The sequence below is a fragment of the Streptomyces aurantiacus genome (genome assembly GCF_027107535.1).
In the GTDB taxonomy this organism is placed as follows: domain Bacteria; phylum Actinomycetota; class Actinomycetes; order Streptomycetales; family Streptomycetaceae; genus Streptomyces.
In genome coordinates, this window is sequence record NZ_CP114283.1 from 9,512,353 (window position 1) to 9,539,225 (window position 26,873).

Below are 26,873 nucleotides of genomic sequence, written 5' to 3' on the forward strand. Positions count from 1 at the left end.
GCCGCCTCTCCGGCCGCCGAAACGCGACGTGGCCGCCGGCCGAAGCCGGCGACCACGTCGCGTCCGGGAAACCTCGACCGGCTAGCCCGGGGCACCTCCGAAGAGGCCGCCGTTGCCGTTGGCGTTGCCTCTGGGGTCGCCCTCCTCCTCGGATTGCGAGGGTGAGGAGGTCACGCCACCCTCCGTACCGCCGGCATCGGTCCCGCCGGTGTTGGTTCCACCGGTGTCCTCGCACCCGAAGCCGCCGAAGTTGCCGCAGCTCTCACTCGCGGAGGGCGAGGGAGCGGTCTCGGACTCCGTGGGCGTGGGAGTCGGCGAAACGCTCTCCTCCTCCGTCTCCGTGGGCGTGGGGGTCGCCGTCGGGATCGGGACGTCGTTGACGACCTCGCCGATCGGATCAGGCGTCGGGAACGGCTCCACCTTCGAGCCCTTGAGCGCGTCCTCCATGTAGTCGTGCCAGATCTCGGCCGGGAACGAGGCACCGTGGATCTCCTCCTGGCCACCCGTTCCGTACATCTCGAGGAACTCGCGCTTCTTGTTGGACTCGTCGTCGTCCAGTCGGTACATGGAGACGGCGGTCGAGAGCTGCGGGGTGTAGCCGACGAACCAGGCGGACTTGTTGCCGTCGGTCGTACCGGTCTTGCCCGCGACCGGCCGGCCGTCCAGCTTCGCCGCGGTACCGGTGCCCTCGTCCACGACGGTCTTCAGGACGTCGGTGACGTTGTCGGCGACCAGCGAAGTGAAGGCCTGCTTCGTCCTGGTGTCGTGCTTGAAGACGAGCCCTTCCTCGTTGGTGATCTCGTCGACCGAGTACGGCTCGTTCTGCTTGCCGCTCGCCGCGAAGGTGGCGTACGCGCCGGCCATACGGATCGCGCTGGGGTCGGAGGTGCCGATGGAGAACGACGGGAAGTTGGCGCTGGCCAGGCTGCTTTCCTTGATGCCCGCGTCCAGGGCGGACTCCCTGACCTTCTCGAGGCCCACGTTCATGCCGAGCTGGACGTAAGCGGAGTTCGAGGAGACCCTCATCGCCTCACGGAGGTCGATCTGGAAGCTGGGCGGGTTGTACGACTCGTCACCGTCGTTCCGCTGCAGCCACTCCTTCCCGTCCTTGTCCGTCCAGACCGACCCGTCGTACTCCTGGATCTTGAGCTTGTTCTTGCCGCTGTAGAGGCTCTTGGGCGAGACCTTGATCCGCTCGTCCTGTGCCTGGGCCGGCCCGAGGTCGGGGTCGAGAACGCCCCACTTCATGGCCGCCGCGAGCACGAACGGCTTGAAGGTCGAACCGACCTGGGCACCGGTCTGGTCGGCGTTGTTGGTGAAGTGCTTGGTCGCGTCCTCACCGCCGTAGATGGCCCTGATGGCACCGGTCTTCGGGTCCACCGACGCCCCGCCGAACTGGACGTGTTTGTCCTTCGTCGGGCGAGCCTTCGCGTTGATGTTCTCCTTGCGGACCTTCTTCACCGCGTCTTCGAGCTGCTGGACCTTCTTCTTCTGGAAGGTCGTGTGGATCTCGTAGCCGCCCTCGCGGAGATCCTTTTCGGTGATCCCGGTCTTCTCGCTGTTGTTGACGATGTACGCCTTGGCGAGGTCGACGAGATAACCGACCTGCCCGCCCAGCTGTGCGTTCGAACGCGGGTTCTGCAGCTTGGGGAAGTCGGGGTACTCGGACCGCTTCGCCTGCGTCAGGTGCCCGTCCTTGACCATCTCGTCGAGGATCCAGCGCCACCGGGTCTCCGCACGCTGGCGGTTGGCGGCGGGGGTGGCGGACGGGTCGATCGACTCCGCGCCGGCCGGGTCGTAGTACGTGGCTCCCTTGAGCACCGCCGCCAGGAAGGCGCACTGGCTCGGGTCGAGGTCCTCGGCGTCCTTGTCGAAGTACGTACGCGCGGCGGCCTGGATTCCGTAGGCGCCGCGACCGTAGTAGGCCGAGTTCAGATAGCCGGCCATGATGTCTTCTTTTTCGACGTTGGCGCCGACCTTGATGGAGACGAAGAGCTCCTTGAACTTCCGGGAGATCGTCTGCGACTGGTCCTCCAGCATGGCGTTCTTCACGTACTGCTGGGTGATCGTGGAGCCGCCCTGCGTCTCGCCGCCCTTGGCCATGTTGAACAGGGCCCGGCCGATACCCACTGGGTCGACACCCCGGTCGTTCTCGAACGTCTTGTTCTCGGCCGAGATGACGGCGTAGCGCATCTCCGTGGGAATCCGGGAGTAGTCGATGATCTGCCGGTTCGTCTCACCACCGGTCGCGACCATCTGTGTGCCGTCGGCCCAGTAGTAGACGTTGTTCTGCGCCTCCGCCGTCTTGGCGACGTCCGGGATGCCCACCAGCGCGTACGCGACTCCCGCGACGGCCATCATGCTGCCGAAGAAGCCGATGAACACTCCGGTCACGAGCTTCCAGGACGGCACCCATCGCGCCGCCCCGTACCTGCCCGCGCGCGGGTAGTCGATGATCCGGTTCTGCGGCGGTGCGGAGCCACGCCCGCGGCCCCGGCCGGGGCCGGTGGGCCCGCCGGGTCCGCCTCGTCGGCCGCCACCACCGTGGCCGCCGGTCCCCGTGCCGTCGGCCGCTCTGCGCCGGCCGCCGCCACTGTTGCTTCTCTGTGTCGCCCGCCGGGCTTCGGCACGGCTGCCGAACGGGCGATCCCCACCCCCCGAGTCATAGGAGTCGGAAGGAGATTCGGTTGCGCCTCGCGGAGCCGCACGGCGGCCGGAGGACGACCCTGTCTGGCCGCGTCGGGCCGCGGCACGTCCGCCGCCCTGCGGCTGCGGCGGTTTGCGACGGTGCTCGCTCATCGAACGATTACTCCTCGGGCAGGCGCACCTGAGCGCGCCTGGAAACGGCGGCTGGTTTCCGGTCCCCCCGAAGTACGGATGCGGTCGTTTTTACATTCATCCGTACCGCACCGAGGACAAGGACGTCCCCAGGCGTCACACGGTTCCCGGTGGTTTGCATGGCGCACAGACTACGCACCGTCAAAACCCGCCTAGGGCCGAAGTTCACCCCAAATCAGGCAACTTGCTTCCTACGAATCGGTGATGTGACGCCGTTCACCGTGCCCCCTCTTGTCGCACGACGAGGTCCGATCTATCGTGCTGATGTATCGAGTCGATACATCAGCTCGGCATAAAGACCGTCACGGCAGGGCCGCGGCAGAGAGGAGGCGACGATGAGCCGGCGTTCCGGGATCCTCGAGTTCGCCGTCCTCGGCCTTCTGCGCGAGTCCCCGATGCACGGCTATGAGCTGCGCAAACGCCTCAATACGTCACTGGGTGTGTTCCGTGCGTTCAGCTACGGGACGCTCTACCCCTGCCTCAAGACGCTGGTCACCAACGGCTGGTTGATCGAGGAGCCGGGGAGCACCCCCGAGGACGCCGTCGCGGCACCACTCGCAGGGCGTCGCGCCAAGATCGTCTATCGGTTGACGGCCGAAGGTAAGGAACACTTCGAGGACCTGCTCTCGCAGACGGGTCCCGACGCGTACGAGGACGAACATTTCGCCGCTCGTTTCGCCTTCTTCGGCCAGACGTCACGGGACGTACGGATGCGGGTCCTCGAAGGACGCCGCAGCCGTCTCGAGGAGCGCCTGGAGAAGATGCGTGCCTCGCTGGCGCGCACCCGGGAGCGCCTCGACGACTACACCCTTGAGCTCCAGCGCCACGGAATGGAGTCCGTGGAGCGCGAAGTGCGCTGGCTGAACGAGCTCATCGAGAGCGAGCGGGCGGGACGGGACCATCGGCGTCCCGGTCCTGACGGCTCCGCTCAGCAGGACAACACATCTGGGGAGTCGGGCGGCCTGCCCCGGCCCGGGGGCGACCTCGGGCCGGATCCGTCCGACGACACTGCCACGTGAAGTCCGCTCAGGGCTTCACCGAGTACACACAGGGAGCAACCGGAATGGGTTCGGTTCGCGTAGCCATCGTCGGCGTGGGCAACTGCGCCGCCTCGCTGGTTCAGGGCGTCGAGTACTACAAGGACGCCGACCCGGCGGCCAAGGTGCCGGGCCTGATGCATGTCCAGTTCGGCGAATACCACGTGGGTGACGTCGAGTTCGTCGCCGCCTTCGACGTCGACGCGAAGAAGGTCGGCCTCGACCTCTCGGACGCCATCGGCGCCAGCGAGAACAACACCATCAAGATCTGCGACGTCCCGAACAAGGGCGTCACGGTCCAGCGCGGCCACACCCATGACGGGCTCGGCAAGTACTACCGCGAGACCATCGAGGAGTCGGACGAGGCTCCGGTCGACGTCGTCAAGGTCCTCAAGGACCAGGCGGTCGACGTCCTCGTCTGCTACCTCCCCGTCGGTTCCGAGGACGCGGCGAAGTTCTACGCGCAGTGCGCCATCGACGCCAAGGTCGCGTTCGTCAACGCCCTGCCGGTCTTCATCGCCGGCACCAAGGAGTGGGCGGACAAGTTCACCGAGGCCGGCGTCCCGATCGTCGGTGACGACATCAAGTCGCAGGTCGGCGCCACCATCACGCACCGTGTGATGGCGAAGCTGTTCGAGGACCGCGGTGTCCGTCTCGAGCGCACCATGCAGCTCAACGTCGGCGGCAACATGGACTTCAAGAACATGTTGGAGCGCGACCGCCTGGAGTCCAAGAAGATCTCGAAGACGCAGGCCGTCACCTCGCAGATCCGAGACCGCGAGCTCGGCGAGAACAACGTCCACATCGGCCCGTCCGACTACGTGGCCTGGCTCGACGACCGCAAGTGGGCGTACGTGCGCCTCGAGGGCCGCGCCTTCGGTGACGTCCCGCTGAACCTGGAGTACAAGCTCGAGGTCTGGGACTCCCCGAACTCCGCGGGTGTCATCATCGACGCCCTGCGCGCCGCGAAGATCGCCAAGGACCGCGGCATCGGCGGTCCGATCCTCTCCGCGTCGAGCTACTTCATGAAGTCCCCGCCGGTCCAGTACTTCGACGACGAGGCCTACGCCAACGTCGAGAAGTTCATCAAGGGCGAGGTCGAGCGCTAAGGCTCCTCCTTCGCACGGCTGTTGAGGGTCCCCGGGGCATCGCTCCGGGGACCCTTTCCCTGTGCGAGGCTGTAACCCATGGCTGTCGTGGGTGACCTGCGCGTACTCCTGCGCTTCCGGAACTTCCGGCGTCTGCTCGCCGTACGGCTGCTGTCGCAGGGCGCCGACGGGGTCTACCAGGTCGCTCTCGCCACGTACGTCGTCTTCTCCCCGGAGAAACAGACCTCGGCGGCCGCGATCGCCTCCGCGATGGCGGTCCTGCTCCTGCCGTACTCCCTCGTCGGCCCCTTCGCGGGCGTTCTCCTGGACCGCTGGCGACGCCGGCAGGTCTTTCTGTACGGGAACCTTCTGCGGGCGCTGCTCGCCTCCCTGACGGCCCTCCTGATGCTGAGCGGAGCGCCGGACTGGCTGTTCTACGCGTCCGCGCTGTGCGTGACCGCCGTCAACAGATTCGTGCTGGCGGGCCTCTCCGCCGCCCTGCCCCGTGTCGTCGACCCGGAGCGCCTGGTGATGGCCAACTCCCTGTCGCCCACGGCCGGAACGCTCGCCGCGACCCTCGGCGGCGGTCTCGCCTTCCTCGTACGCATCGTCGCCTCCGACTCCGACGCGGCAGTGATTCTCGTGGGAGCGGCGCTGTACGGGTGCGCCGCGCTCGCCTCGCTGCGACTGGCTCCGGAACTGCTCGGACCCGACCTCCGGTCGGTGCGACCACGGCTGAGGACAGCGGTGATCGGCACGGCACGCGGTCTGGCGGCGGGCGTCCGTCACCTCGCCGAGCCCCCGCGCCGGGAGGCCGCCTGGGCGCTGACCGCGATGACCCTGATGCGGTTCTGCTACGGCGCGCTGACAGTCATGGTGCTGATGCTCTGCCGGTATGCCTTGTCGTCCGGCCCGGACGACGACGGGGTCGCCCTTCTCGGTCTGGCCCTGGGCATCTCCGGCGCGGGCTTCTTCGCCGCGGCCGTACTGACTCCGGCGGGAGCGAGCCGCCTCGGGCCCGGCGGCTGGATCATCGCCTGCGCGGGATCCGCCGCGGTCCTGGAACCGGCGCTGGGCCTCCCGTTCGCCGAAGTCCCGCTGCTCATCGCGGCCTTCGTGCTGGGACTGACCACTCAGGGCGCGAAGATCGCCACCGACACGTTGGTCCAGTCGTCCGTCGAGGACGAATTCCGTGGCCGGATCTTCGCCGTTTACGACGTCCTGTTCAACGTCGCCTTCGTCGGCGCCGCGGCGGTGGCCGCCCTGATGCTGCCTCCTGACGGCCGCTCCGTGGCCCTTGTGGTCACGGTGGCCGTTATCTACGGGGCAGTTGCTGCGACTATGGCCCGCTTTGAGCTCCAGTAAGTGTCACATCAATGCCACAGAGACTCCCTGGAGTACAGAGTTGTCAGTGGGGGCCGGTAGCTTACGTCCGTCTTATTTCGCGCCACGCGCTCCTAGTTCGAGGGGGACCCCCAAGTGACCACTCCGCCGCCCCAGGGCCAGAATCCGTTCGCTCAGGGGCAGCCGCCCGAGGGGAACCCGTACGGGCAGCAGCCTCCGCAGGGCTTCCCGCAGCAGCCCAACGCCCCGTACGCCCCGGTCCCGCCCGAGCCGCCGAAGCGCAACTTCAAGAAGTACCTGCGTTTCGGAATCGTGGCCATCGCCCTCATAGTCGCCGGTGCCGGCTGGTTCGCGAGCCGTGACGATGCCCAGAGCGCCAAGGTCGGCGACTGCATGAGCATCGGCAACCCGGACAGCACCACCGACCCGGAGCTCGAGGTCGTGGACTGCGGCAACTCCAAGGCCGCGTACAAGGTCGAGCAGAAGAAGACCGACGACTCGGGCTGCGACCGCACCAAGTACGCCGAGTACACCGAGACCGGCGGCAGCAGCGACTTCACTCTCTGCCTGTCGGAGTACTCCTCCAAGTAGAAGCTTGCTGACGCCGAGGGCCCGTTGTTTCACGTGAAACAACGGGCCCTCGGCGTATCCAGCACCATCGCGCCGACGTCATGTTTCACGTGAAACATGACGTCGGCGCGTTTTCAGCTCTGCTCCGCCCACCACTCCTTGAGTGCCGACACCGCCGCGTCGTACTCCATCGGCCCGTTCTCCAGTCGCAGTTCCAACAGGAACTTGTAGGCCTGACCGATCGCCGGGCCGGGACCGACGCCCAGGACCTCCATGATCTGGTTGCCGTCGAGGTCGGGCCGGATCGCGTCCAGCTCCTCCTGCTCCTCGAGCTGGGCGATGCGCTCCTCCAGACCGTCGTACGCGCGGGAGAGGGTGGCGGCCTTGCGCTTGTTGCGCGTCGTGCAGTCCGAGCGGGTCAGCTTGTGGAGACGGTCGAGGAGCGGACCCGCGTCACGGACGTACCGCCGGACCGCCGAGTCCGTCCACTCCCCGGTGCCGTAGCCGTGGAAGCGCAGGTGCAGCTCGACCAGGCGCGAGACGTCCTTCACGAGCTCGTTGGAGTACTTGAGATCCGTCATCCGCTTCTTGGTCATCTTGGCGCCCACCACCTCGTGATGGTGGAAGGAGACCCGCCCGTCCTGCTCGAAGCGACGGGTGCGCGGCTTGCCGATGTCGTGCAGCAGCGCGGCCAGCCTCAGTGTGAGGTCCGGACCGGCCTCCTCCAGCGCCATGGCCTGCTCCAGGACGATCAGCGTGTGGTCGTAGACGTCCTTGTGCCGGTGGTGCTCGTCCCTCTCCAGCCGCAGTGCGGGCAGCTCGGGCAGCACCCGGTCGGCCAGCCCCGCGTCGACGAGCAGCGTCAGCCCCTCGCGCGGGTGCGCGGAGAGGATCAGCTTGTTCAGCTCGTCGCGCACGCGCTCGGCCGAGACGATCTCGATACGGTCGGCCATGGCTTTCATCGCCGCGACGACGTCCGGCGCCACCTCGAAGTCGAGCTGCGCCCCGAAGCGCGCGGCCCGCATCATCCGCAGCGGATCGTCGGAGAAGGACGACTCGGGAGTGCCCGGGGTCCGCAGAACACGGGCCGCGAGATCGTCGAGCCCGCCGTGCGGATCGATGAACACCTTCTCGGGCAGTGCCACGGCCATCGCGTTCACGGTGAAGTCACGGCGGACCAGGTCTTCCTCGATGGAGTCGCCGTAGGACACCTCGGGCTTGCGCGAGGTCCGGTCGTACGCCTCCGAGCGGTACGTCGTCACCTCGATCTGGAAGCTCTGATCCACGTCTCCGACGCGAGCGTCCTTCTGCGCCCCCACCGTGCCGAAGGCGATCCCGACGTCCCACAGGGAATCGGCCCAGGGCCGCATGATCTTCAGTACGTCCTCGGGGCGGGCGTCCGTCGTGAAGTCCAGGTCGTTGCCGAGCCGGCCGAGGAGGGCGTCCCGGACCGAGCCACCTACCAGGGCGAGAGAGAACCCGGCCTCCTGGAATCGGCGGGCGAGGTCATCGGCGACGGGGGACACCCGCAGCAGCTCGCTCACCGCGCGGCTCTGCACCTGGTTCAGCGCACTGGGACTGTCTTCGTTGGCATTCGACACAACAGAAAAGGGTACGTGGCCCCGGCGCCCGAGGGCGCCTTCATTAAACGTGCACAGGCCCGTCCGCCCTCCCCGTGGGCACACTGTCGTAGATAAGCCCACATAGCAGGGCAGCAGGGTCTCTTCTCCTGATCTTGTGGAGCGGACCGCGGCACTTACCCTCAGCGCGCATCGTTACCATGCGTGGACGCACAATCCGACGACCACTGACGACGACGAGGGACGGGCGAGCGCGTGGCCGAGGCGGCAGACTTCCAGGGGACCAGTCCCTCACCTGCCCGCCGCTGGCTGCGGCGCACGGGAGCACTGCTCGCCGGGGCGCCTCTTCTGGCCGGTCTCCTCCAGCTGCCCTGGTCGCCGTCCTCGTCCGCGGCGGAGTCCAGCGCTCCCGCCGAGGTCACCGGCTCCCGCACGGTCGGCGTCTCCCTGGATTCGCTCAGCCCGCGTGTTCCCTCCGACGGCGACACGCTCACCGTCTCCGGCAGGATCGTCAACAAGGGCAAGCAGGCGGTCACGGACGCGCACGTCGGCCTGCGGGTGGGCCCGAAGCTGGAGGGTCGCTCGGCGATCGACGACGCCGCGAAGAGCAACCCGTACACGGGCACGGAAGCCGGCAGCAAGTACGTGGCGAAGTTCGCGAAACTGGCCCCGGGCGTCCCGCAGACCTTCAGCATCTCCATCCCCGTCGACAAGCTGAACCTGGGCGCCGACGGCGTCTACCAGCTGGGTGTCACACTCACCGGCCGGACCGCCGCCGCTCCGTACGACCAGATCCTCGGCATCGAACGGACCTTCCTGCCGTGGCAGCCGGAGCCCGCGGAAAAGAAGACCAGGACGACCTACCTCTGGCCACTGGTCTCGGGCTCCCACATGACGGCCGAGACGGGTTCGAACGAGCAGCAGACCCCGCTCTTCAAGGACGACGACGATCTGGCCGCCGAGATCGCCCCCGGCGGCCGCCTGGAGCAGCTCCTCAGCCTCGGCAAGGACCTCGACATCACCTGGGTCGTCGACCCGGACCTGCTGGCCTCCGTGGACGCGATGACGCGCAGCTACCGCGTCCAGGTGAACGGCTCCAGCACCACCACCACGGCCGGCACGCACCAGGCTGTGGCCAAGGAGTGGCTCAACGAACTGGAGAAGGCGGTCCAGGGCGAGGAAGTCGTCGCTCTCCCCTTCGCCGACCCGGACCTGGCGTCACTGGCTCACAACGGCACGAGTGTGACCGGGTCGCTGAGCCACCTCAAGGACGCCACCACCGTGGCCGGGACGACCGTGAAGTCCATCCTCCATGTGACGCCCGACACGGACTACGCCTGGCCCGTCAACGGCGCGATCGACCCGTCGATCGTCAAGGTCGCGACCTCGGCCGGCGCCGACACGGTCCTCTCCCGCAGCGACAGCCTGGAGGAGACCGGCGCACTTCCGTACACGCCCTCGGCGGCCCGGCCGATCGGCGGTGGCACCACCGCGGTGGTCACGGACGCCCGTCTGTCGACGGCGTTCCAGGGCGACATGACGGTGGCCGGCAACTCCACACTCGCCGTGCAGCGCTTCCTCGCCCAGAGCCTGATGCTCACACGCCAGGCTCCGGACAAGCAGCGCAGCGTCGTCGTGGCCCCGCAGCGCATGCCGACCGGCAGCCAGGCCCAGACGATGGCTCAGGCACTGACCGCCCTCGAGGACGGGAACTGGTCGCAGTCCGCCGACCTGTCCGCGGCCACCAAGGCCAAGCCGGACGCGGGCGCCACCACCCGGATCCCGTCGGCCTCCGCCTATCCCTCCTCGCTGCGCAGGCAGGCTCTGCCGCAGTCCGCCTTCGAGCAGATCGAGGGCACGCAGAAGAAGCTCGACAGCTTCCAGGTGATCCTTTCGGACAAGTCCCGTGTGGTCACCCCGTTCGGCCGGGCCATGGACCGGGCGATGTCCACTTCCTGGCGCGGGCGGGCCGCCGAAGCAGCGACGTACCGCAACAGTGTCGAGCAGTACCTCGTCGGGCTCACCGAGGGCGTCGGGCTGATCAAGAAGTCCGACGCGAAGCTCTCGGGCCGCAGCGCCACGATTCCCGTCACCGTGCAGAACAACCTCGTCCAGGACGTCGACCACCTGGTGCTGCGTCTGACGTCCACGCAGCCGAGCCGCCTCAGCATCGGTGACGGCTCCTACCAGGAGCGGACGGTCGCGGTCTCCGGCGGACACAGCCAGTCCGTGAAATTCACCACGAACGCGCACGCCAACGGCCGGGCCGAGGTGGTCGCCCAGTTGTTCACGAAGGACGGCCAGGCATACGGGCCCGAAGTCACCTTCGACGTGAAGGTCACCGAGATCACGGCCACCGTGATGCTGGTCATCGCCGGCGGAGTCCTGCTGCTCGTGCTCGCCGGATTCCGGATGTACACGCAGCGCAAGCGGGAAGCCGCCCGCCAGGCCGCGCAGGAAGCGGAGAACGCCCCCAGGGACGACGAAACGGAGTACGTCCCCGCCGACGGCGCGGAGGCCGGTGCCGACGGGGGGAACCGTCGAGAGAAGACGTCCGCCGCCGAGTCGGGCGCACATGACCCGGAGCACCCGAGTGACCCTTCACCGGACACCGCACCGGAAAACACCGACCCGTCCGGGACGGGTGAGAGAGTGGACCGTTGAGCGATGTCGTGGCCGGTGGGCCCGGGGACGATGAGGTGGGGTAACCATGAACGCGCCGTACGACGGTGACCGCGGTCAGGGCGCGGGGAGCTCCGGCTACCCCGACGACCCGCCGCAGGGCCCGCCGGAGCCCGGCGAGGTGCCTCCGCAGCCCCCGGCCGACGTGTACCTGCAGGACGCCTACGCCCAGGATCCCTACCGGGCGCAGGACCTGTCCGCCCAGGACCCCGTCGCCGAGGCCCTCTACGACCGCGCCGCGCATCCCCCGCCCCCGCCCGGCACGTACCAGCCGCAGCCGCCGCTCTACGCCCAGCCGCCCCAGTCCCCGTACGCCCCCGATCCCCGCGTGTGGGCCCAGACTCCGGCTCCCGAGCCGGAGGGCCCCACTCAGTACCTGCCGTACGGGGACGACCCGCGTACGACACAGTTCGTGGGTGTGGACGACCTGGTAACCCAGGCCGGCGAGGCGCGCCACGAGCCGGACGCGTTCGCTCATCTCTTCCGGGATCAGCAGCAGGGCGGCGTCCATCCGCCCGCCGGGCCGCCCAGTGTGCCCTCCCCGGCAGCGGAACCGGCTCCGGCCGCCGCGACCCCTTCGGCACCCGCGCCCGCCCCCACGAAGAAGTCCGGAGGCCGCGCTTCAGGTCTGTTGAAGTCGAGCGCGGTGATGGCGGCCGGCACCATGGTGTCCCGCCTCACCGGCTTCATCCGCTCCGCTCTGATCGTCGCGGCTCTGGGCGTCGGCACCCTCGGTGACACCTTCCAGGTCGCGTACCAACTGCCGACGATGATCTACATCCTGACCATCGGCGGCGGCCTCAACTCGGTCTTCGTACCGCAGCTGGTGCGTGCCATGAAGGACGACGACGACGGCGGCGAGGCCTTTGCCAACCGGCTGCTGACCCTCGTCGTCATGGTTCTCGGCGCACTCACCGCGCTTGCGGTCCTCGCCGCGCCCCTCCTGGTCCGCATGCTGTCGGCACCTATCGCGAGCGAGGCAGCGGCCAACGACGTAGCTGTCACCTTCGCCCGCTACTTCCTGCCCACGATCTTCTTCATGGGCATTCACGTGGTGATGGGCCAGATCCTCAACGCGCGCGGAAAGTTCGGCGCGATGATGTGGACCCCGGTCCTCAACAACATCGTCATCATCGTGACGCTCGGACTGTTCATCTGGGTGTACGGCACCGCGGCAAGTTCCGGCATGAAGGTGACGACCATCCCGCCGGAAGGCGAGCGGCTGCTCGGCATCGGCGTATTGCTCGGCCTCGTCGTCCAGGCCCTCGCGATGATCCCGTACCTGCGCGAGACCGGATTCCGGCTGCGGTTGCGCTTCGACTGGAAGGGCCACGGCCTCGGCAAGTCCGCGAGGCTCGCGAAGTGGACCGTGCTCTTCGTCCTCGCCAACCAGGCGGGCGCGATCGTCGTGACCCAGCTGTCCACCGCGGCGGGCAGCGACTCACCGGTCGACGGTACCGGCTTCGCCGCTTACGCCAACGCGCAGCTCATCTGGGGCCTCCCGCAGGCCATCATCACGGTCTCCTTGATGGCCGCCCTGTTGCCGCGGCTCTCGCGCTCGGCCCACGAGGGCGACAGCGGAGCGGTCCGCGACGACATCTCCCAGGGCCTGCGCACGACGGCCGTGGCGATCGTGCCGATCTCCTTCGGATTCGTCGCCCTCGGCATCCCGATGTGCACGCTGATGTTCGGTGCCTCCGGCACCACCGAGGCGACGAACATGGGCTACATGCTGATGGCCTTCGGCCTCGGCCTGATCCCGTACTCCGTGCAGTACGTGGTGCTCCGCGCCTTCTACGCGTACGAGGACACCCGAACCCCCTTCTACAACACGGTCATCGTGGCCGCCGTCAACGCCGGGGCTTCGGCGCTCTGCTTCTTCCTGCTCCCCCCGCGTTGGGCGGTGGCGGGCATGGCCGCGTCGTACGGTCTCGCCTATGCGACCGGCGTCGGGGTCGCGTGGAGCCGCCTGCGCAAGCGGCTGGGCGGCGACCTGGACGGGGGCCGCGTCCTGCGTACATACGCGCGACTCGCGATCGCTGCGGTACCGGCCGCGCTGCTCGCCGGCGCGGCCTGCTACGGAATCGGCCACACGCTGGGCCAGGGCGTCGGCGGCTCGTTCGCCTCCCTGCTCGGCGGTGGTGTCGTACTGCTCGGTGTCTTCTACGTCGCGGCGCGGCGGATGCACATCGAGGAGCTGAACGGAATGGTCGGCATGGTCCGCGGGCGCCTTGGGCGCTGAGAGCGGGGTAGGCGCACAACCATCGTCCGCGACCGCGTGTCGTGCAGAGGGACGGACTGTGGGCACAATTGGCTTTGGCGTCGGACGGCGTGCAACGGATGGGGAGGCAGGGACGACGGTGGCGGAACGGAGCACGGCTGCCGTCGACGTGGCAGACAACAGCGGCGATGAGCCGCTGACCGCGAAGGCGGACCAGTCCACGGCCGACGGGGTGGCCCAGAACCGGGAGCGGGACACGGACAGCTCGGAGAGCGAAGAGGAACAGGGGAGCGGGGCGAACGAGAGCCCTGGCAGGACCTCACCGCCCGAGTTGCACAGCGGTCACAAACTCGCCAGACGCTATCGGCTGGAGGAGTGCGTCACCCGTCTGGACGGTTTCAGCAGTTGGCGTGCGGTGGACGAGAAACTCCGCCGCGCCGTCGGTGTGCACCTGCTGCCCGCCGACCATCCACGAGCACGCTCCGTCCTGGCGGCGGCCCGTTCGTCGGCCCTGCTGGGCGATCCGCGGTTCGTCCAGGTCCTGGACGCAGTCGAGGAGAACGACCTCGTCTACGTGGTGCACGAATGGCTGCCGGACGCCACGGAGCTGACGGCGCTTCTGGCCGCCGGGCCGCTGGAGGTGCACGAGGCGTACCAGATGGTCAGCCAGGTGTCCCAGGCGATGGCCGCCGCACATCGCGAGGGGCTGGCTCACCTGAAGCTGACCCCCGGCGCCGTGCTGCGCACCTCGTCCGGCCAGTGGCGCATCCGCGGCCTCGCGGTGAACGCCGCGCTGCGCGGCATCAGTTCCGACACCCCGCAGCGCAGGGACACGGAGGCGATCGGCGCACTGCTGTACGCCGCGCTCACCCAGCGCTGGCCGTACGAGGACGACGCATACGGCCTCTCCGGGCTGCCCAAGGGCGTCGGCCTCATCGCACCCGACCAGGTACGGGCAGGTGTGCACCGGGGCCTGTCGGAGCTGGCGATGCGCGCCCTCGCCAACGACGGCGCGACCGCGTCGCGCCAGGAGCCTGCGTGCACCACGCCGGAGGAACTGGTGAAGGCGGTCGGTGAGATGCCCCGCATCCGGCCCCCGGAGCCGGCGTTCACGGCGCCGCCCGAGTACCAGCGCACGACGTACCAGCAGGGCAACTACGGTCGTCCCGCGGCCCACCCGGGCGCGACCCAGCCGGCGCCGGCACCGCTCCCCCCTCTGCAGACCCGCACGGGCAAGGCGCTCAAGTGGACCGTGTCCGCGCTTCTGATCGCCGCACTGGGGCTGGGCAGTTGGCAGCTCGCGGACGCGCTCATGGACCACGGGAAGTCCGACGAGACGGGCAACACCCAGACGACGGAGGACAACGACAAGGGCGGCGCGGCGGCGAAGCCGGCCAAGACGATCTCCATCGAAGGCGCCGAGGAGTACGTGGCGAAGGGTTCGGCGCAGGCGCCGGAGGATGTGGCCAAGACGTACGACGGCGACAGCTCGACGTACTGGCGGAGCAAGAGCTTCCTCGACGGTCCGGCGATGAACCCGGCCTACAAGCCGGGCGTCGGCATCGTCTATGACCTGGGCTCGAAGCGGGAGCTCTCGGCCGCCTCGATAGGGCTCCGGTTCGCCGGTGACCACACGACGGTCACGCTGTACGCGACGGACTCGATGAGTTCGTCGACGTCGCTGAGTTCCATGCAGAAGCTCGGGACCCTGACGACGAGCGGTACCACCGCGAAGGTGAAGGTCGACAAGAAAGTGAAGACCCAGTACGTGCTGGTGTGGTTCACTGCGCTGCCGTACGCGCCAGGCGACCAGTTCAGTGACGCCGGATACAAGCAGGCTGTCACCGACGTGAAGTTCACCGGCTGAGCACTCACCGAGGGGGAGGGGGTTCGATGGCGGACGACGCCGGATTCAGCGAAGCGAGCGATCAAGACCTCCTCTCCCGTCACGTCGAGGGTGATCCCGATGCCTTCGGCGAGCTCGTGCGGCGTCACCGTGACCGGCTGTGGGCCGTGGCACTGCGGACGCTGGGTGACCGCGAGGAAGCCGCTGACGCCGTCCAGGACGCCCTCGTGTCCGCCTACCGGGCCGCCCACACCTTCCGTGGCCAGTCGGCCGTCACGACCTGGCTGCACCGGATCACGGTGAACGCCTGCCTGGACCGCGCCCGCAAGGCGGCGTCCCGGAAGACCTCCCCCGTGGATGACACAGAGCGCCTTGAGCAGCTCCTGGAGCCGCACGAGTCGGCCTCCGCCCCGGCCGAGCGCAACGATCTGCACCGTGAGCTGCTGGAAGCGCTGGGCACCCTGCCTCACGATCAACGGGCCGCACTCGTTCTGGTGGACATGCAGGGCTACCCGGTGGCGGAGGCAGCCAGCCTGCTCGATGTGCCGACCGGCACGGTCAAGAGCCGCTGCGCGCGGGGAAGAGCCAGACTCCTCCCCCTCCTCAAGCACCTGCGCACCGACAGCGGGAGCGACAGAGCGAGCAAGAAGTCGGGCGAGGGAAGGAACCGTACGCAGGGGACATCCGTCCCACCCGCAGCGGGACCACATGACGGACCAAGCGACTCAGCTGCTGTGAAGGGCGGAGGTGGGCGAGCGTGACATCAACGACCGACACGGCCGGGCACCCGGAGGTCGCGGAGATCTCCGACCTCACCGAAGGCCTGCTGCCGCCTTCTCGTACGGCGGACGTGCGACGCCACCTGGACGCCTGCGCGCTCTGTGCCGACGTGTACGACTCCCTGGAGGAGATCCGCGGCATGCTCGGCACACTGCCGGGCCCACCGCGCATGCCTGATGACGTTGCGGGACGCATCGACGCCGCTCTCGCCGCCGAAGCCCTGCTGGACGCCACGGCGCCCGGAACTGATGCCGTGGGTTCAATCCCCTCGTCCGTCAGCGCCTCCCGCGCCACGTCCGACATCGAGCACGACGACATGAACGCCGACGGCCATGTTTCACGTGAAACACCGACGGTGGCGGACCGCCCCGCCGGACATTCCCGAGCGGCCACCGGACCCGGTCGCGTGAGCCGGGCCCGCCGGGGCCGTCGCAGGACCGTCGTCCTGGGTGCCATGTTCACTGCCGCCGCCCTGGGGCTCGGTGGCCTCCTGATCCAGTCGATGGGAAGCGACAGCGCGGAGAACGACTCCGCGACGGCCTCTCCGAAACAGAGCGACTCCGCGCACAGCTTCGCCGGAAAGAAGCTGGAGAACCAGGTCAAGGATCTCCTCGCCGATGCCAACACAGGGGAGAAGAAGGACGGCGACCCTCGCAGCTCCCATCCCCTTGGCACCGCATCGGCTGAGGGTCCGAGCATTCTCACCAAGCCCACGGATTCCGTGCCCGGCTGCATCAAGCAGGGGATCGACCGTGACGTGGCTCCGATCGCTGCCAAGGAAGGCTCCTACAGGGGCACCGAGGCCTATCTCGTGGTGCTGCCCGCCGCCACCGATGCCACACAGGTCACGGCCTATGTCGTCGACTCGGCCTGTGTGAACAAGCCGTCGATCTCCGTCGGCAAGATCCTGCTGGAGCGCTCCTACCCGCGCGGCTGAGCGGGCCGACTCCGCCGCGGGCCACCTTCGGACACACTTCGCGCCAGCCGTACTGTCCCTGTGCGATGACTTGTCTTCGTGTGCCCGGACACAGCGGGAATGCGCGCCCCTTAGGATCCGTTGGGTGGGGTGAGAGTTCTGAGAGAGGCTCCCCCGGTCGTAGAAGCAGTCCCCAGAGACGAGGAACCAAGCCGTGAGCGACGTCCGTAACGTGATCATCATCGGCTCCGGGCCCGCCGGATACACGGCGGCGCTCTACACCGCGCGCGCATCGCTCAAGCCGCTGGTGTTCGAGGGAGCCGTCACCGCGGGCGGCGCCCTCATGAACACGACCGACGTGGAGAACTTCCCCGGTTTCCAGGACGGCATCATGGGCCCGGAGCTCATGGACAACATGCGGGCGCAGGCCGAGCGCTTCGGTGCCGAGCTGATTCCGGACGACATCGTCGCGGTCGACCTCAGCGGTGAGATCAAGACCGTCACGGACACGGTGGGCACCGTGCACCGGGCGAAGGCAGTCATCATCACCACCGGCTCGCAGCACCGCAAGCTGGGCCTGCCCAAGGAGGACGCCCTCTCCGGTCGCGGCGTCTCCTGGTGCGCGACCTGTGACGGCTTCTTCTTCAAGGACCAGGACATCGCCGTCATCGGCGGTGGCGACACCGCGATGGAGGAAGCCACTTTCCTCTCCCGCTTCGCCAAGTCGGTGACCATCGTCCACCGGCGCGACACGCTGCGCGCCTCCAAGGCGATGCAGGAGCGCGCTTTCGCCGACCCGAAGATCAAGTTCATCTGGGACAGCGAGGTGGCCGAGGTCCAGGGCGACCAGAAGCTCTCCGGGCTGCAGCTGCGCAACCTCAAGACCGGTGAGACGTCCGAGCTGCCTGTCACCGGCCTGTTCATCGCGATCGGCCACGACCCGCGCACCGAGCTCTTCAAGGGCCAGCTCGACCTGGACGAGGAGGGCTACCTCAAGGTCGAGGCCCCCTCGACCCGGACGAACCTGACAGGTGTCTTCGGCGCCGGCGACGTCGTCGACCACACCTACCGCCAGGCGATCACCGCCGCCGGCACCGGATGCGCCGCCGCCCTCGACGCAGAGCGCTTCCTGTCCGCGCTCGCGGACGGCGAGCCAGCAGAACCCGAGAAGACCACCGTCTGACCCTCCCGTCCGCCCCACCGCACCAACCAGTTAAGGAGCCCGCCGTGGCCGGCACCCTGAAGCACGTGACCGACGACTCTTTCGAGCAGGACGTACTCAAGAGCGACAAGCCCGTACTGGTGGACTTCTGGGCCGCCTGGTGCGGCCCGTGCCGCCAGATCGCGCCGTCGCTCGAGGCGATCGCCGCCGAGTACGGCGACAAGATCGAGATCGTCAAGCTCAACATCGACGAGAACCCGGGTACGGCCGCCAAGTACGGCGTCATGTCCATCCCGACCCTGAACGTCTACCAGGGTGGCGAGGTCGCCAAGACCATCGTGGGTGCGAAGCCGAAGGCCGCGATCGTGCGGGACCTCGAAGACTTCATCGCCGACTGATCGGCAAACCGTCGCTTGTGAGTGACGATGTTTCACGTGAAACACAGATGGGCCAACCCGCGTGGGTTGGCCCATCTGCATGTAGGCCCAGCAGTCGAGCGGACGGTTCTCCGTAGGACAGCACGCGGACTTCACAGCGGACGCAGCGCTGGTTCCTTCTGTACGGCTCCCAGCAGCCGGTCGAGCGCCATCTCCACGTCTTCCTTCCAGGAGAGCGTTGTCCGCAGCTCCAGGCGCAGTCGTGGGTACGTCGGGTGCGGCCGGACGGTCTTGAATCCCACCGCCAGCAGATGGTCGGCGGGCAGAACGCAGGCCGGTTCCTTCCACCTGGCATCACCGAAGGCTTCGATGGCCTTGAAGCCCCGCCGCAGCAGATCCTTGGCCACCGTCTGGACCATCACGCGCCCGAGCCCCTGCCCCTGGAAGCCCGGCATGATGAACGCTGTCATCAACTGGACCGCGTCAGGTGAGACCGGGCTCGTGGAGAAGGCCGTCGAGCGTGGCACGTAAGCGGGCGGTGCGTACAGCACGAAGCCCACTGGTACGTCGTCCACATAGACGACCCGGCCGCAGGATCCCCACTCCAGCAGGACGGCGGAGATCCACGCTTCCTTCTCGAGGTCGGGCGTGCCTGCCTTTACCGCGGCCTGGCCCCTGACTGGGTCCAACTCCCAGAAGACACACGCACGACAGCGCTGGGGAAGGTCCTGAAGGTTGTCCAGCGTGAGCGGTACGAGCCGACGCCCCATGAAGGCAGTTCCTCGCTTCCTTCGCCCGCGGCGTCGCGAGCGGCTGTCAGAGCGCTCCGTTCCCTGAGCAGGCTGCCGACGAACCCGCCGACCGCCCCGAGCCCCAAGCCCGCGCTCACCAGCCCGGTGCGGCTCACCGTTCGCATGGCCCCGCCTCCCCACAGAAGGTGCTGCCAGGTGAATGCGCCATATCCGAACGCATCGTATCCACGATGCGATTCCATCGATACCGTCCGAAAGCAAAGAGCGGGCCGTGTCCCGGTGCACACCGGGACACGGCCCGCTCTACTGGTCGGCGGTCGGACTCGACCGGCCGACCGATGCTCAGGACTCCGTCTCTTCGGAGTCGTCGTCCAGGAGGCTCTTCTGCAGAACCGGTCCTTCACCTGGTGCGAGCGAGCCGAGGATCCGTTCAAGGTCTTCCATCGAGGCGAACTCGACGGTGATCTTTCCCTTCTTCTGACCGAGGTCGACCTTCACCCGGGTCTCGAAGCGATCCGAGAGACGCGTCGCAAGGTCGCTCAACGCCGGGGAGAGCAGAGAGCCGGCGCGAGGGCCCTTGGAACGCGGAGTCGACTGCGGCCGCGAACCCATGAGGGTGACGATCTCCTCGACGGCCCGCACCGAGAGTCCCTCGGCCACGATCCGGTGAGCCAGCCGGTCCTGCTCCTCCGAGTCAGCGACGGAGAGCAGAGCCCGCGCGTGTCCGGCGGAGAGAACGCCTGCGGCGACCCGCCGCTGAACCGACGGCGAGAGCTTCAGCAGACGCAGGGTGTTGGAGACCTGAGGGCGCGATCGGCCGATCCGGTCCGCCAGCTGATCATGCGTGCAGTTGAAGTCCTGGAGCAGCTGGTCGTAGGCGGCAGCTTCTTCCAGAGGGTTCAGCTGGGCTCGGTGAAGGTTCTCCAGCAGGGCGTCCAGGAGAAGCTTCTCGTCGTCCGTGGCCCGCACGATCGCCGGAATGGCCTCGAGCCCCGCCTCACGGCACGCCCGCCAGCGCCGCTCGCCCATGATGAGCTCGTAACGCCCCGAGCCGCTCTGCCGTACGACGACCGGCTGGAGGAGCCCGACCTCCTTGATGGAGGTGACGAGTTCAGCGAGAGCGTCCTCGTCGAACACCTCTCGGGGCTGCCGTGGGTTCGGCGTGATGGAGTCGAGAGGCAGCTCGGCGAAGTGCGCCCCCACGGGCGCCGCCGGTGCCTCCCCGAACACGCTCGGCTCATCCGTTTCAGGTGAAACGTGGGGCGGTGGGAGTGTGGCCACCTTGGCCGCCGCCACCCCACGCTCCGCAGTCAGTACGGGTACGGCTCCCGGTGACGTGGATGCCCCACCCATCGCCGGTGGTGCTGCCTTCTCCCCTGTCGGTGCAGCGGGGATCAGTGCGCCGAGACCACGACCCAACCCCCTCCGTCGCTCGCTCACTGGATCCCCTCCACCATGCTCTGTTCGTTGTGTGCGCCCATGTGGGCATGCTGCGCGTCGTAGGCCACGCCGGCTCCGCGCAACGCGATTTCCCGCGCCGCCTCAAGATAGGAGAGGGCGCCGCTCGACCCCGGGTCGTAGGTCAGCACCGTCTGTCCGTAGCTGGGGGCTTCCGAGATACGGACCGAGCGTGGAATGCTCGTCCGCAGTACTTCTTCACCGAAGTGACTGCGCACCTCGTCGGCAACCTGGGACGCGAGACGCGTCCTGCCGTCGTACATGGTGAGCAGGATCGTCGACACGTGCAGGTCGGGGTTGAGGTGCCCCCGCACGAGGTCGACGTTACGCAGTAGCTGACCCAGGCCCTCCAGGGCGTAGTACTCGCACTGGATCGGAATGAGAACTTCGGCCCCGGCAACGAGTGCGTTCACGGTCAGCAGGCCCAGCGAGGGCGGGCAGTCGATCAGGATGTAGTCCAGCGGCTGCTCGTACGCCTGAATCGCCCGTTCCAGCCGACTCTCGCGGGCGACCAGGGAGACCAGCTCGATCTCCGCACCGGCGAGATCGATTGTGGCCGGCGCGCAGAAGAGTCCCTCGACATCGGGAACCGGCTGAACGACCTCGGAGAGCGGCTTGCTGTCGATCAGCACGTCGTAGATGGAAGGGACTTCGGCGTGGTGGTCGATGCCCAGCGCGGTGGAGGCGTTCCCCTGAGGGTCCAGGTCGACCACCAGGACACGGCCGCCATGCAGCGCGAGAGAGGCCGCAAGGTTGACCGTGGTCGTGGTCTTACCGACCCCGCCCTTCTGGTTGGCGACCACCATGACGCGGGTCTGCTCGGGCCGTGGCAGGCCCTCGCCGGCTCGACCTAGAGCCTCTACCGCCAGTTGGGCAGCACGACCGATGGGAGTGTCGTCCATCGGGGGCGGTGTTTCACGTGAAACATCCTCCCCCATCGACTCGGTTCGGGGACCGGGGACCGGATCGGTCATCGGTCCCGCGATGTTGGCGTCGGACCGCAAGGATTCACTCTCCTCGACTTCAGGCTCGCAATGAACAGAGCCTCCCATGTCTTCGGGGTCGTGAACCAGCGAGGCCCGTGCTTCTGTGGAGAAATCCACCTCTGTGGACAACTCCGTGCCCTCTCCGGGGGACGTGCTGTCACGAGGAGAGGGTCTTTTGCCGAAGGATCCCAGGGATCCCAGAGGGTTACGGTCGCGGGGTTCGGCCGCGGCGCGTCCGCGGCCGATGATGCCATGCAGCAGTGAGCGACGTTTCACGTGAAACACGATGCACAGCCCGCGGAGCCGTCACGGCGCGACACTCCGGCATGCATAGTTTTGGCAGCTTGTGTGGAGTACGTCTCGTCGTCAGGACGGATCAGTGAACGACTTCCCCACTCGACAGCACACGCCGAGAACCGTCCGCTTCCGCTGGAACGCCGTCAGCGACGCTTCCTGGTCCGCCCGGTACGCGCCGCCTTAGCCCGCTTGGCCGCGAAGCGGACGCCACCGGGACTCTCACCGACCTCCACCCGCACCACGGTGGCCAGCGGTTCCACAATGCCCTCGCCGACGTGCAGCACAGAGGTGTCCACGGCACCGAGCTTACTCAGAGCGGCTCCGGCAGCCTTGACCTCTTCCTCTGCGGTGTCGCCCTTGAGGAGCAGCATCTCTCCGTACGGACGCAACAGCGGGACGCCCCAGGCCGCGAGGCGGTCCAGCGGAGCCACTGCCCGGGCGGTCACCACGTGGACCGGCGGCAGCGTGCCGAGGACCTCCTCGGCTCGCCCACGCACGACGGTGACATGGTCGAGCCCGAGAAGTTCGACAACCTCGGTGAGGAAGTTCGTGCGCCTCAGGAGTGGTTCCAGCAGCGTGATCTTGAGGTCTGGGCGGACGAGAGCCAGGGGGATACCGGGCAGCCCGGCACCGGACCCCACATCGCACACGGTCACGCCCTCGGGGACCACCTCGGAGAGCACGGCACAGTTCATCAGGTGCCGCTCCCACAGACGGGGCACTTCACGGGGTCCGATCAGACCACGCTGGACTCCCGCGTCGGCCAGCAGCTCCGCGTAACGAACTGCGTCCGCGAAGCGATCGCCGAATACCGCCCGGGCCTGCTCGGGCGCAGGGGGGAGCTCCGCTGCCTCCGTCACGGGGAACCGTCCTTCCGTACCGCTTGAGCGCACTGCGCGCTGACTTCCAGGACTATCAGGAACTATGGGGGACTATCAGGCTGACAAAGTTCGGCCCCGCCTGCGAACACAGACGGGGCCGGAAGTACGACGTGCTTGATCAGGCGGGGAGCACGACGACGAAGCGCTGCGGCTCCTCGCCCTCCGACTCGCTGCGCAGGCCGGCGGCCTTGACGGCGTCGTGCACCACCTTGCGCTCGAAGGGGGTCATCGCCTTCATCTTCACCGGCTCGCCGGAGCTCCTGACCTCGGCCGCGGCCTTCGCGCCCAGCTCGGAGAGCTCCTCGCGCTTCTTCGCGCGATAGCCCGCGATGTCCAGCATGAGCCGGCTGCGGTCCCCGGTCTCCCGGTGCACGGCCAGGCGCGTGAGCTCCTGGAGCGCCTCCAGCACCTCGCCGTCACGGCCGACCAGCTTCTGCAGGTCGCGGCTGTGGGAATCACTGATGATCGAGACAGCCGCACGATCGGCCTCGACATCCATGTCGATGTCGCCGTCGAGGTCGGCGATGTCCAGCAGACCCTCGAGGTAGTCGGCCGCGATCTCGCCCTCCTGCTCCAGGCGGGTCAGGGTGTCGCCACCCTCAGGGGCAGCGGAGGTGGTGCCTTCCGTCACGGGATGGACTCCTTCTTACTTCTTGGACGGGGACTTGGGCCGCTGCGGACCCTTGCGCTGTCCTGACTGGGCCTTGCTGCGGGTACCGCCGGACGCGGACTTGCCGCCCGCCGGCTTGGGACCGGGCTTGGCGTCCTGCGGCTCGTCGGACTTGGTGAGGGAGGTCTTCGGTGCGGCCTCGCCCGCCGGCTTTGCACCGCCCTGCGCCGTACCCGACTGTCGCTGGGACTTGCTCTGGCGCTTGGGCTGCTGGCGCTTGGGAACCGCGCCCGTGCCCGGCGTGCCGTCCTCGGTCTCGACCACGGTCGAGGCCTCGCTCTTCACCACGGTCCCGTCGGCCTGCGCCGCCAGGCCCGCCTTGCTCAGACCGTTGATGAACTTGCGCTCGAAGTCGTTGCGGTCGCGGCCCTTGGCGACGATGGCCTTGACGATGGCCTTCTCGCCCCGGCCGCGCGTCTTGCCGTGCTGCGTGACGCGCTTGTGCAGACGGTCCAGGTAGGAGGCCTGAGCCTTGGAGCCCGGCGTCGGATTGTTGTGGATGACGTACATCTGCTGGCCCATGGTCCACACGTTGGTGGTCAGCCAGTAGACGAGGACACCGACGGGGAAGTTGATGCCGAAGACGGCGAACATGATCGGGAAGACGTACATCAGCATCTTCTGCTGCTGCATGAACGGCGTCTTCACCGTCGTGTCGACGTTCTTCGTCATCAGCTGACGCTGCGTGTAGAACTGCGAGAACGACATCAGGACGATCATGATCGCCGTGACGACGCGCACGTCGGTGATCGAGGAGCCCAGAGCCTGGACCTTGGCGTCGCTGTCCGTGAACTTCGCGGCCAGCGGAGCACCGAAGATGTGCGCCTTCTGCGCGCTCTCCAGCAGCCGGTCGTTGATCACGCCGATGGTGTCGTTCGACGCGATGCTGTTGAGCACGTGGTACAGGGCGAAGAAGAACGGGGACTGCGCCAGGATGGGAAGGCACGAGGAAAGCGGGTTGGTGCCCGTCTCCTTGTACAGCTTCATCATCTCTTCGGACTGGCGCTGCTTGTCGTTCTTGTAGCGCTCCTGGATCTTCTTCATCTCGGGCTGCAGCGTCTGCATCGCCCGGGTGGCCTTGATCTGCTTCACGAAGAGCGGGATCAGGCAGATACGGATCAGGATCACCAGGGACACGATGGACAAGCCCCAGGCCCAGCCCGTGTCGGGGCCGAAGATGGCGCCGTACACCGAGTGGAACTGAACGATGACCCAGGAAACGGGTGTCGTGATGAAGCTGAAAATACTGGCAATCGTGTCCACTAATCAGGCTCCTTGAGCATGGGACGGGGTCTCGGCGGCCGGGCTCGAGGGATGGTTGGACATACCGTGCCCCTCGGTGGCCGGTTCGGCGGCGGAGTTCCCGCCCTTGCGTGCACGCCAGGCGTTGCGCAGTATTTCGTGCCACCGCGGACGCTTGCGCGGCGGGACATGGTCCACACCGCCCAGCGACCACGGATTGCACCGCAGGATGCGCCAGGCGGTGAGTGCCGTTCCCTTGATCGCACCGTGACGGTCGATGGCCTGGTACCCGTAGCGGGAACACGACGGGTAGTACTTGCACACCGGCCCGAGCAACGGGCTGATGGTCCACTGGTACAGCTTGATGAGAGCCAGCAGCGGGTACTTCATCGCGCGCCCCCTCCCAGTAGCCGCTCCAGGGCGGCGTCCAGGTCTCGGGCCAGCTGTGCATGGTCGGCGTCACCCGCACCGGGCAGCGCTCGTACGACTACCAGGCTACCGGGGGTCAGCAGAGCCACTCGGTCACGCATCAGATGGCGAAGGCGACGCTTCACCTTGTTGCGTACGACGGATCCGCCGACGGCCTTGCTGACAACGAAACCCGCACGCGTCGGGGGAGCGCTCTCCCCAGGCGCGTGCGGGTCCGTTGCACCGCTACGTAGATGGACGACGAGAAGCGGGCGCCCGGCCCGGCGTCCTCGGCGTACCGCGGTCGCGAAGTCCTCGCGCCGCCTCAGCCGATGCTCGGTAGGCAGCACGTCATGACCTGTAAATGATCAGGCGGACAGGCTGGCGCGACCCTTGCCACGACGGTTCGCGAGAATCGCTCGACCGGCACGGGTGCGCATCCGCAGGCGGAAGCCGTGGGTCTTGGCGCGACGACGGTTGTTCGGCTGGAAGGTGCGCTTGCTCACTCGGGGGCTCCAGAAGAAATCGGTAGTTGCGGGGTGCCGTCCTGGCTGTCACCGTGCGCCCACGAGTAGCTCGTAATTACGCCCGAGTGCACCGCTTCCCGATCACTCGTCGTGATCTGTGCCCATCGGAGGCAGGCGGCAGCAGCCATCGACAACTCGACCTGGTCACGGTACGCGCGGCTACGCCATCCGGTCAAACCAGCGCTGTCCGGGAGACACTATCCACAGGCTGGGGACAACAACTTGAACCGCACGGGTCGCCCTGACTACCGTGGCCGGACTCCGGTTCGTTCCCTTCTCCCCGCTCCATCTCGTTCGTTCCGGCCGCTCCAGCGGCCTCGCCCACCCGCCCACCGAGTTCCAAACCCGATCCGTCCCAGGAATCACACGTTCGTGGGACCCGCGAGAGAGCGTGCCCTGTGGCTGACGTACCTGCCGATCTTGCCGCAGTGTGGCCACGCGTATTGGAGCAACTTCTCGGTGAGGACCGCGGACAGGGTGTGGAGGCCAGGGACGAGCACTGGATCAAGCGCTGTCAGCCGCTGGCACTCGTGGCGGACACCGCACTGCTCGCCGTCCCGAACGAGTTCGCGAAGGGCGTCCTCGAAGGGCGCCTGGCGCCGGTCGTCAGTGAGACGCTGAGCCGCGAGTGCGGCCGCCCGATCCGGATCGCGATCACCGTCGACGACTCCGTGGGGGAGCCCTCCGCGCCCTCGGCGCCGCCCGCGCAGCAGTCCCCGTCGCGTTATGAGGAGCCCGAGCACCCGTCCGCGCAGAGCCGTGACAGTTACCGGGGGTATGGCCGGCACCGGGCGGACGACCGCATGGACGACCGCTCCCAGGGCCGCCCCGACCAGCAGCAGCCCCACGGGGACCAGCTCCCGACGGCCCGCCCCGCGTACCCCGACTACCAGCGCCCCGCCCCCGGCGGCTGGCCGAGGCCCTCGCAGGACGACTACGGGTGGCAGCAGCAGCGGCTCGGTTTCCCGGACCGTGACCCCTACGCGTCCCCGCCCCGGGACTACCGGCAGCAGCCGGACCGGTCGCCGTACGAGCAGCGGTCCGACTACGAACAGCAGCGGCCGGACTACGACCAGCCGCGCTCCGACTACGACCAGCGCTCGGACCGCCGTGAGCGCCCGCAGCCGCCGTCTCCGTCGAACATGGGGCACGTCCACCGCGGCGGTCCCGTCGGCTCGGCGCTGCCCGCCTCCAGCGGCGCCCCGGGCCCG

23 protein-coding genes are annotated in these 26,873 nt (G+C 68.0%); 12 read left to right on the top strand and 11 right to left on the bottom strand.

Annotated features, from left to right (window positions below; translation table 11 throughout):
• Positions 1-81: 81 nt before the first annotated feature.
• A complete protein-coding gene (locus O1Q96_RS44035; protein ID WP_269253412.1) occupies positions 82-2,799 on the bottom strand; it encodes a transglycosylase domain-containing protein in 2,718 nt (905 codons plus the stop codon).
• Positions 2,800-3,173: 374 nt separating this feature from the next.
• On the opposite strand from O1Q96_RS44035, the gene O1Q96_RS44040 reads away from it, so the two are divergent.
• The 4 genes from O1Q96_RS44040 to O1Q96_RS44055 all read left to right on the top strand — a co-directional run bounded on the left by O1Q96_RS44040 (position 3,174) and on the right by O1Q96_RS44055 (position 6,898).
• Positions 3,174-3,857, top strand: a complete 684-nt coding sequence (locus tag O1Q96_RS44040; RefSeq protein ID WP_269253413.1) for a PadR family transcriptional regulator — start codon at positions 3,174-3,176, stop codon at positions 3,855-3,857.
• A 44-nt stretch (positions 3,858-3,901) separates the two neighbouring features.
• Positions 3,902-4,984: an inositol-3-phosphate synthase gene (locus O1Q96_RS44045; RefSeq protein WP_269253414.1), complete on the top strand. Its 1,083-nt coding sequence runs from the start codon at positions 3,902-3,904 to the stop codon at positions 4,982-4,984.
• Positions 4,985-5,062: 78 nt separating this feature from the next.
• Entirely contained in the window at positions 5,063-6,328 is a 1,266-nt protein-coding gene (locus O1Q96_RS44050) for an MFS transporter (RefSeq protein WP_269253415.1), read from the top strand.
• Positions 6,329-6,442: 114 nt separating this feature from the next.
• Positions 6,443-6,898, top strand: coding sequence for an LppU/SCO3897 family protein (locus tag O1Q96_RS44055; RefSeq protein ID WP_269253416.1), 456 nt, complete (start codon positions 6,443-6,445; stop codon positions 6,896-6,898).
• A 113-nt stretch (positions 6,899-7,011) separates the two neighbouring features.
• Here O1Q96_RS44055 and O1Q96_RS44060 read toward each other — a convergent pair whose 3' ends face one another.
• Positions 7,012-8,478: a CCA tRNA nucleotidyltransferase gene (locus O1Q96_RS44060; RefSeq protein WP_269253417.1), complete on the bottom strand. Its 1,467-nt coding sequence runs from the start codon at positions 8,476-8,478 to the stop codon at positions 7,012-7,014.
• Positions 8,479-8,712: 234 nt separating this feature from the next.
• On the opposite strand from O1Q96_RS44060, the gene O1Q96_RS44065 reads away from it, so the two are divergent.
• The 7 genes from O1Q96_RS44065 (at position 8,713) to trxA (ending at position 18,462) form a co-directional block, all read left to right on the top strand.
• A complete protein-coding gene (locus O1Q96_RS44065) occupies positions 8,713-11,121 on the top strand; it encodes a DUF6049 family protein (protein WP_269253418.1) in 2,409 nt (802 codons plus the stop codon).
• Between the two features lie 46 nt (positions 11,122-11,167).
• Positions 11,168-13,381: a murein biosynthesis integral membrane protein MurJ gene (murJ, locus tag O1Q96_RS44070; RefSeq protein ID WP_269253419.1), complete on the top strand. Its 2,214-nt coding sequence runs from the start codon at positions 11,168-11,170 to the stop codon at positions 13,379-13,381.
• Positions 13,382-13,499: 118 nt separating this feature from the next.
• Positions 13,500-15,227 (top strand): protein kinase family protein, encoded by a 1,728-nt coding sequence (locus O1Q96_RS44075; RefSeq protein ID WP_269253420.1) that lies wholly within the window; start codon positions 13,500-13,502, stop codon positions 15,225-15,227.
• A gap of 26 nt (positions 15,228-15,253) precedes the next feature.
• Positions 15,254-15,967, top strand: coding sequence for an RNA polymerase sigma factor SigM (gene sigM / locus O1Q96_RS44080; protein ID WP_269253421.1), 714 nt, complete (start codon positions 15,254-15,256; stop codon positions 15,965-15,967).
• Positions 15,964-16,923 (top strand): anti-sigma factor family protein, encoded by a 960-nt coding sequence (locus tag O1Q96_RS44085; protein ID WP_269253422.1) that lies wholly within the window; start codon positions 15,964-15,966, stop codon positions 16,921-16,923. The genes sigM and O1Q96_RS44085 overlap by 4 nt, the downstream gene beginning before the upstream one ends.
• Before the next feature lie 193 nt (positions 16,924-17,116).
• Positions 17,117-18,085, top strand: a complete 969-nt coding sequence (gene trxB / locus O1Q96_RS44090) for a thioredoxin-disulfide reductase (protein ID WP_269253423.1) — start codon at positions 17,117-17,119, stop codon at positions 18,083-18,085.
• A gap of 44 nt (positions 18,086-18,129) precedes the next feature.
• Positions 18,130-18,462, top strand: coding sequence for a thioredoxin (gene trxA / locus O1Q96_RS44095; RefSeq protein WP_122616554.1), 333 nt, complete (start codon positions 18,130-18,132; stop codon positions 18,460-18,462).
• A gap of 131 nt (positions 18,463-18,593) precedes the next feature.
• Here trxA and O1Q96_RS44100 read toward each other — a convergent pair whose 3' ends face one another.
• The 9 genes from O1Q96_RS44100 to rpmH form a co-directional block, all read right to left on the bottom strand.
• On the bottom strand, positions 18,594-19,211 hold the full coding sequence (locus O1Q96_RS44100; protein WP_217457124.1) for a GNAT family N-acetyltransferase: 618 nt from the start codon (positions 19,209-19,211) through the stop codon (positions 18,594-18,596).
• 324 nt (positions 19,212-19,535) lie between these two features.
• Positions 19,536-20,633, bottom strand: a complete 1,098-nt coding sequence (locus O1Q96_RS44105; protein WP_269253424.1) for a ParB/RepB/Spo0J family partition protein — start codon at positions 20,631-20,633, stop codon at positions 19,536-19,538.
• The gene (locus tag O1Q96_RS44110) at positions 20,630-21,703 is read right to left on the bottom strand and encodes a ParA family protein (RefSeq protein WP_269253966.1); all 1,074 of its coding nucleotides are present in this window, start codon (positions 21,701-21,703) and stop codon (positions 20,630-20,632) included. The genes O1Q96_RS44105 and O1Q96_RS44110 overlap by 4 nt, the downstream gene beginning before the upstream one ends.
• A 374-nt stretch (positions 21,704-22,077) precedes the next feature.
• On the bottom strand, positions 22,078-22,794 hold the full coding sequence (gene rsmG / locus O1Q96_RS44115) for a 16S rRNA (guanine(527)-N(7))-methyltransferase RsmG (RefSeq protein ID WP_269253425.1): 717 nt from the start codon (positions 22,792-22,794) through the stop codon (positions 22,078-22,080).
• A 139-nt stretch (positions 22,795-22,933) separates the two neighbouring features.
• A complete protein-coding gene (locus tag O1Q96_RS44120) occupies positions 22,934-23,446 on the bottom strand; it encodes a Jag family protein (protein ID WP_221348954.1) in 513 nt (170 codons plus the stop codon).
• Between the two features lie 15 nt (positions 23,447-23,461).
• Positions 23,462-24,748, bottom strand: coding sequence for a membrane protein insertase YidC (gene yidC / locus O1Q96_RS44125; RefSeq protein WP_217457120.1), 1,287 nt, complete (start codon positions 24,746-24,748; stop codon positions 23,462-23,464).
• A gap of 3 nt (positions 24,749-24,751) precedes the next feature.
• The gene (gene yidD, locus O1Q96_RS44130) at positions 24,752-25,117 is read right to left on the bottom strand and encodes a membrane protein insertion efficiency factor YidD (protein ID WP_269253426.1); all 366 of its coding nucleotides are present in this window, start codon (positions 25,115-25,117) and stop codon (positions 24,752-24,754) included.
• Complete coding sequence (gene rnpA / locus O1Q96_RS44135; protein WP_217457118.1) at positions 25,114-25,485, bottom strand: ribonuclease P protein component; 372 nt, start codon at positions 25,483-25,485, stop codon at positions 25,114-25,116. Before rnpA ends, yidD begins: the two co-directional genes overlap by 4 nt.
• 18 nt (positions 25,486-25,503) lie before the next feature.
• Positions 25,504-25,641 (bottom strand): 50S ribosomal protein L34, encoded by a 138-nt coding sequence (gene rpmH / locus O1Q96_RS44140; RefSeq protein WP_006381191.1) that lies wholly within the window; start codon positions 25,639-25,641, stop codon positions 25,504-25,506.
• A 419-nt stretch (positions 25,642-26,060) separates the two neighbouring features.
• Here rpmH and O1Q96_RS44145 point away from each other — a divergent pair.
• Positions 26,061-26,873, top strand: an 813-nt coding sequence (locus O1Q96_RS44145; RefSeq protein ID WP_483409990.1) for a chromosomal replication initiator protein DnaA, incomplete at its 3' end; no start/stop codon positions are given.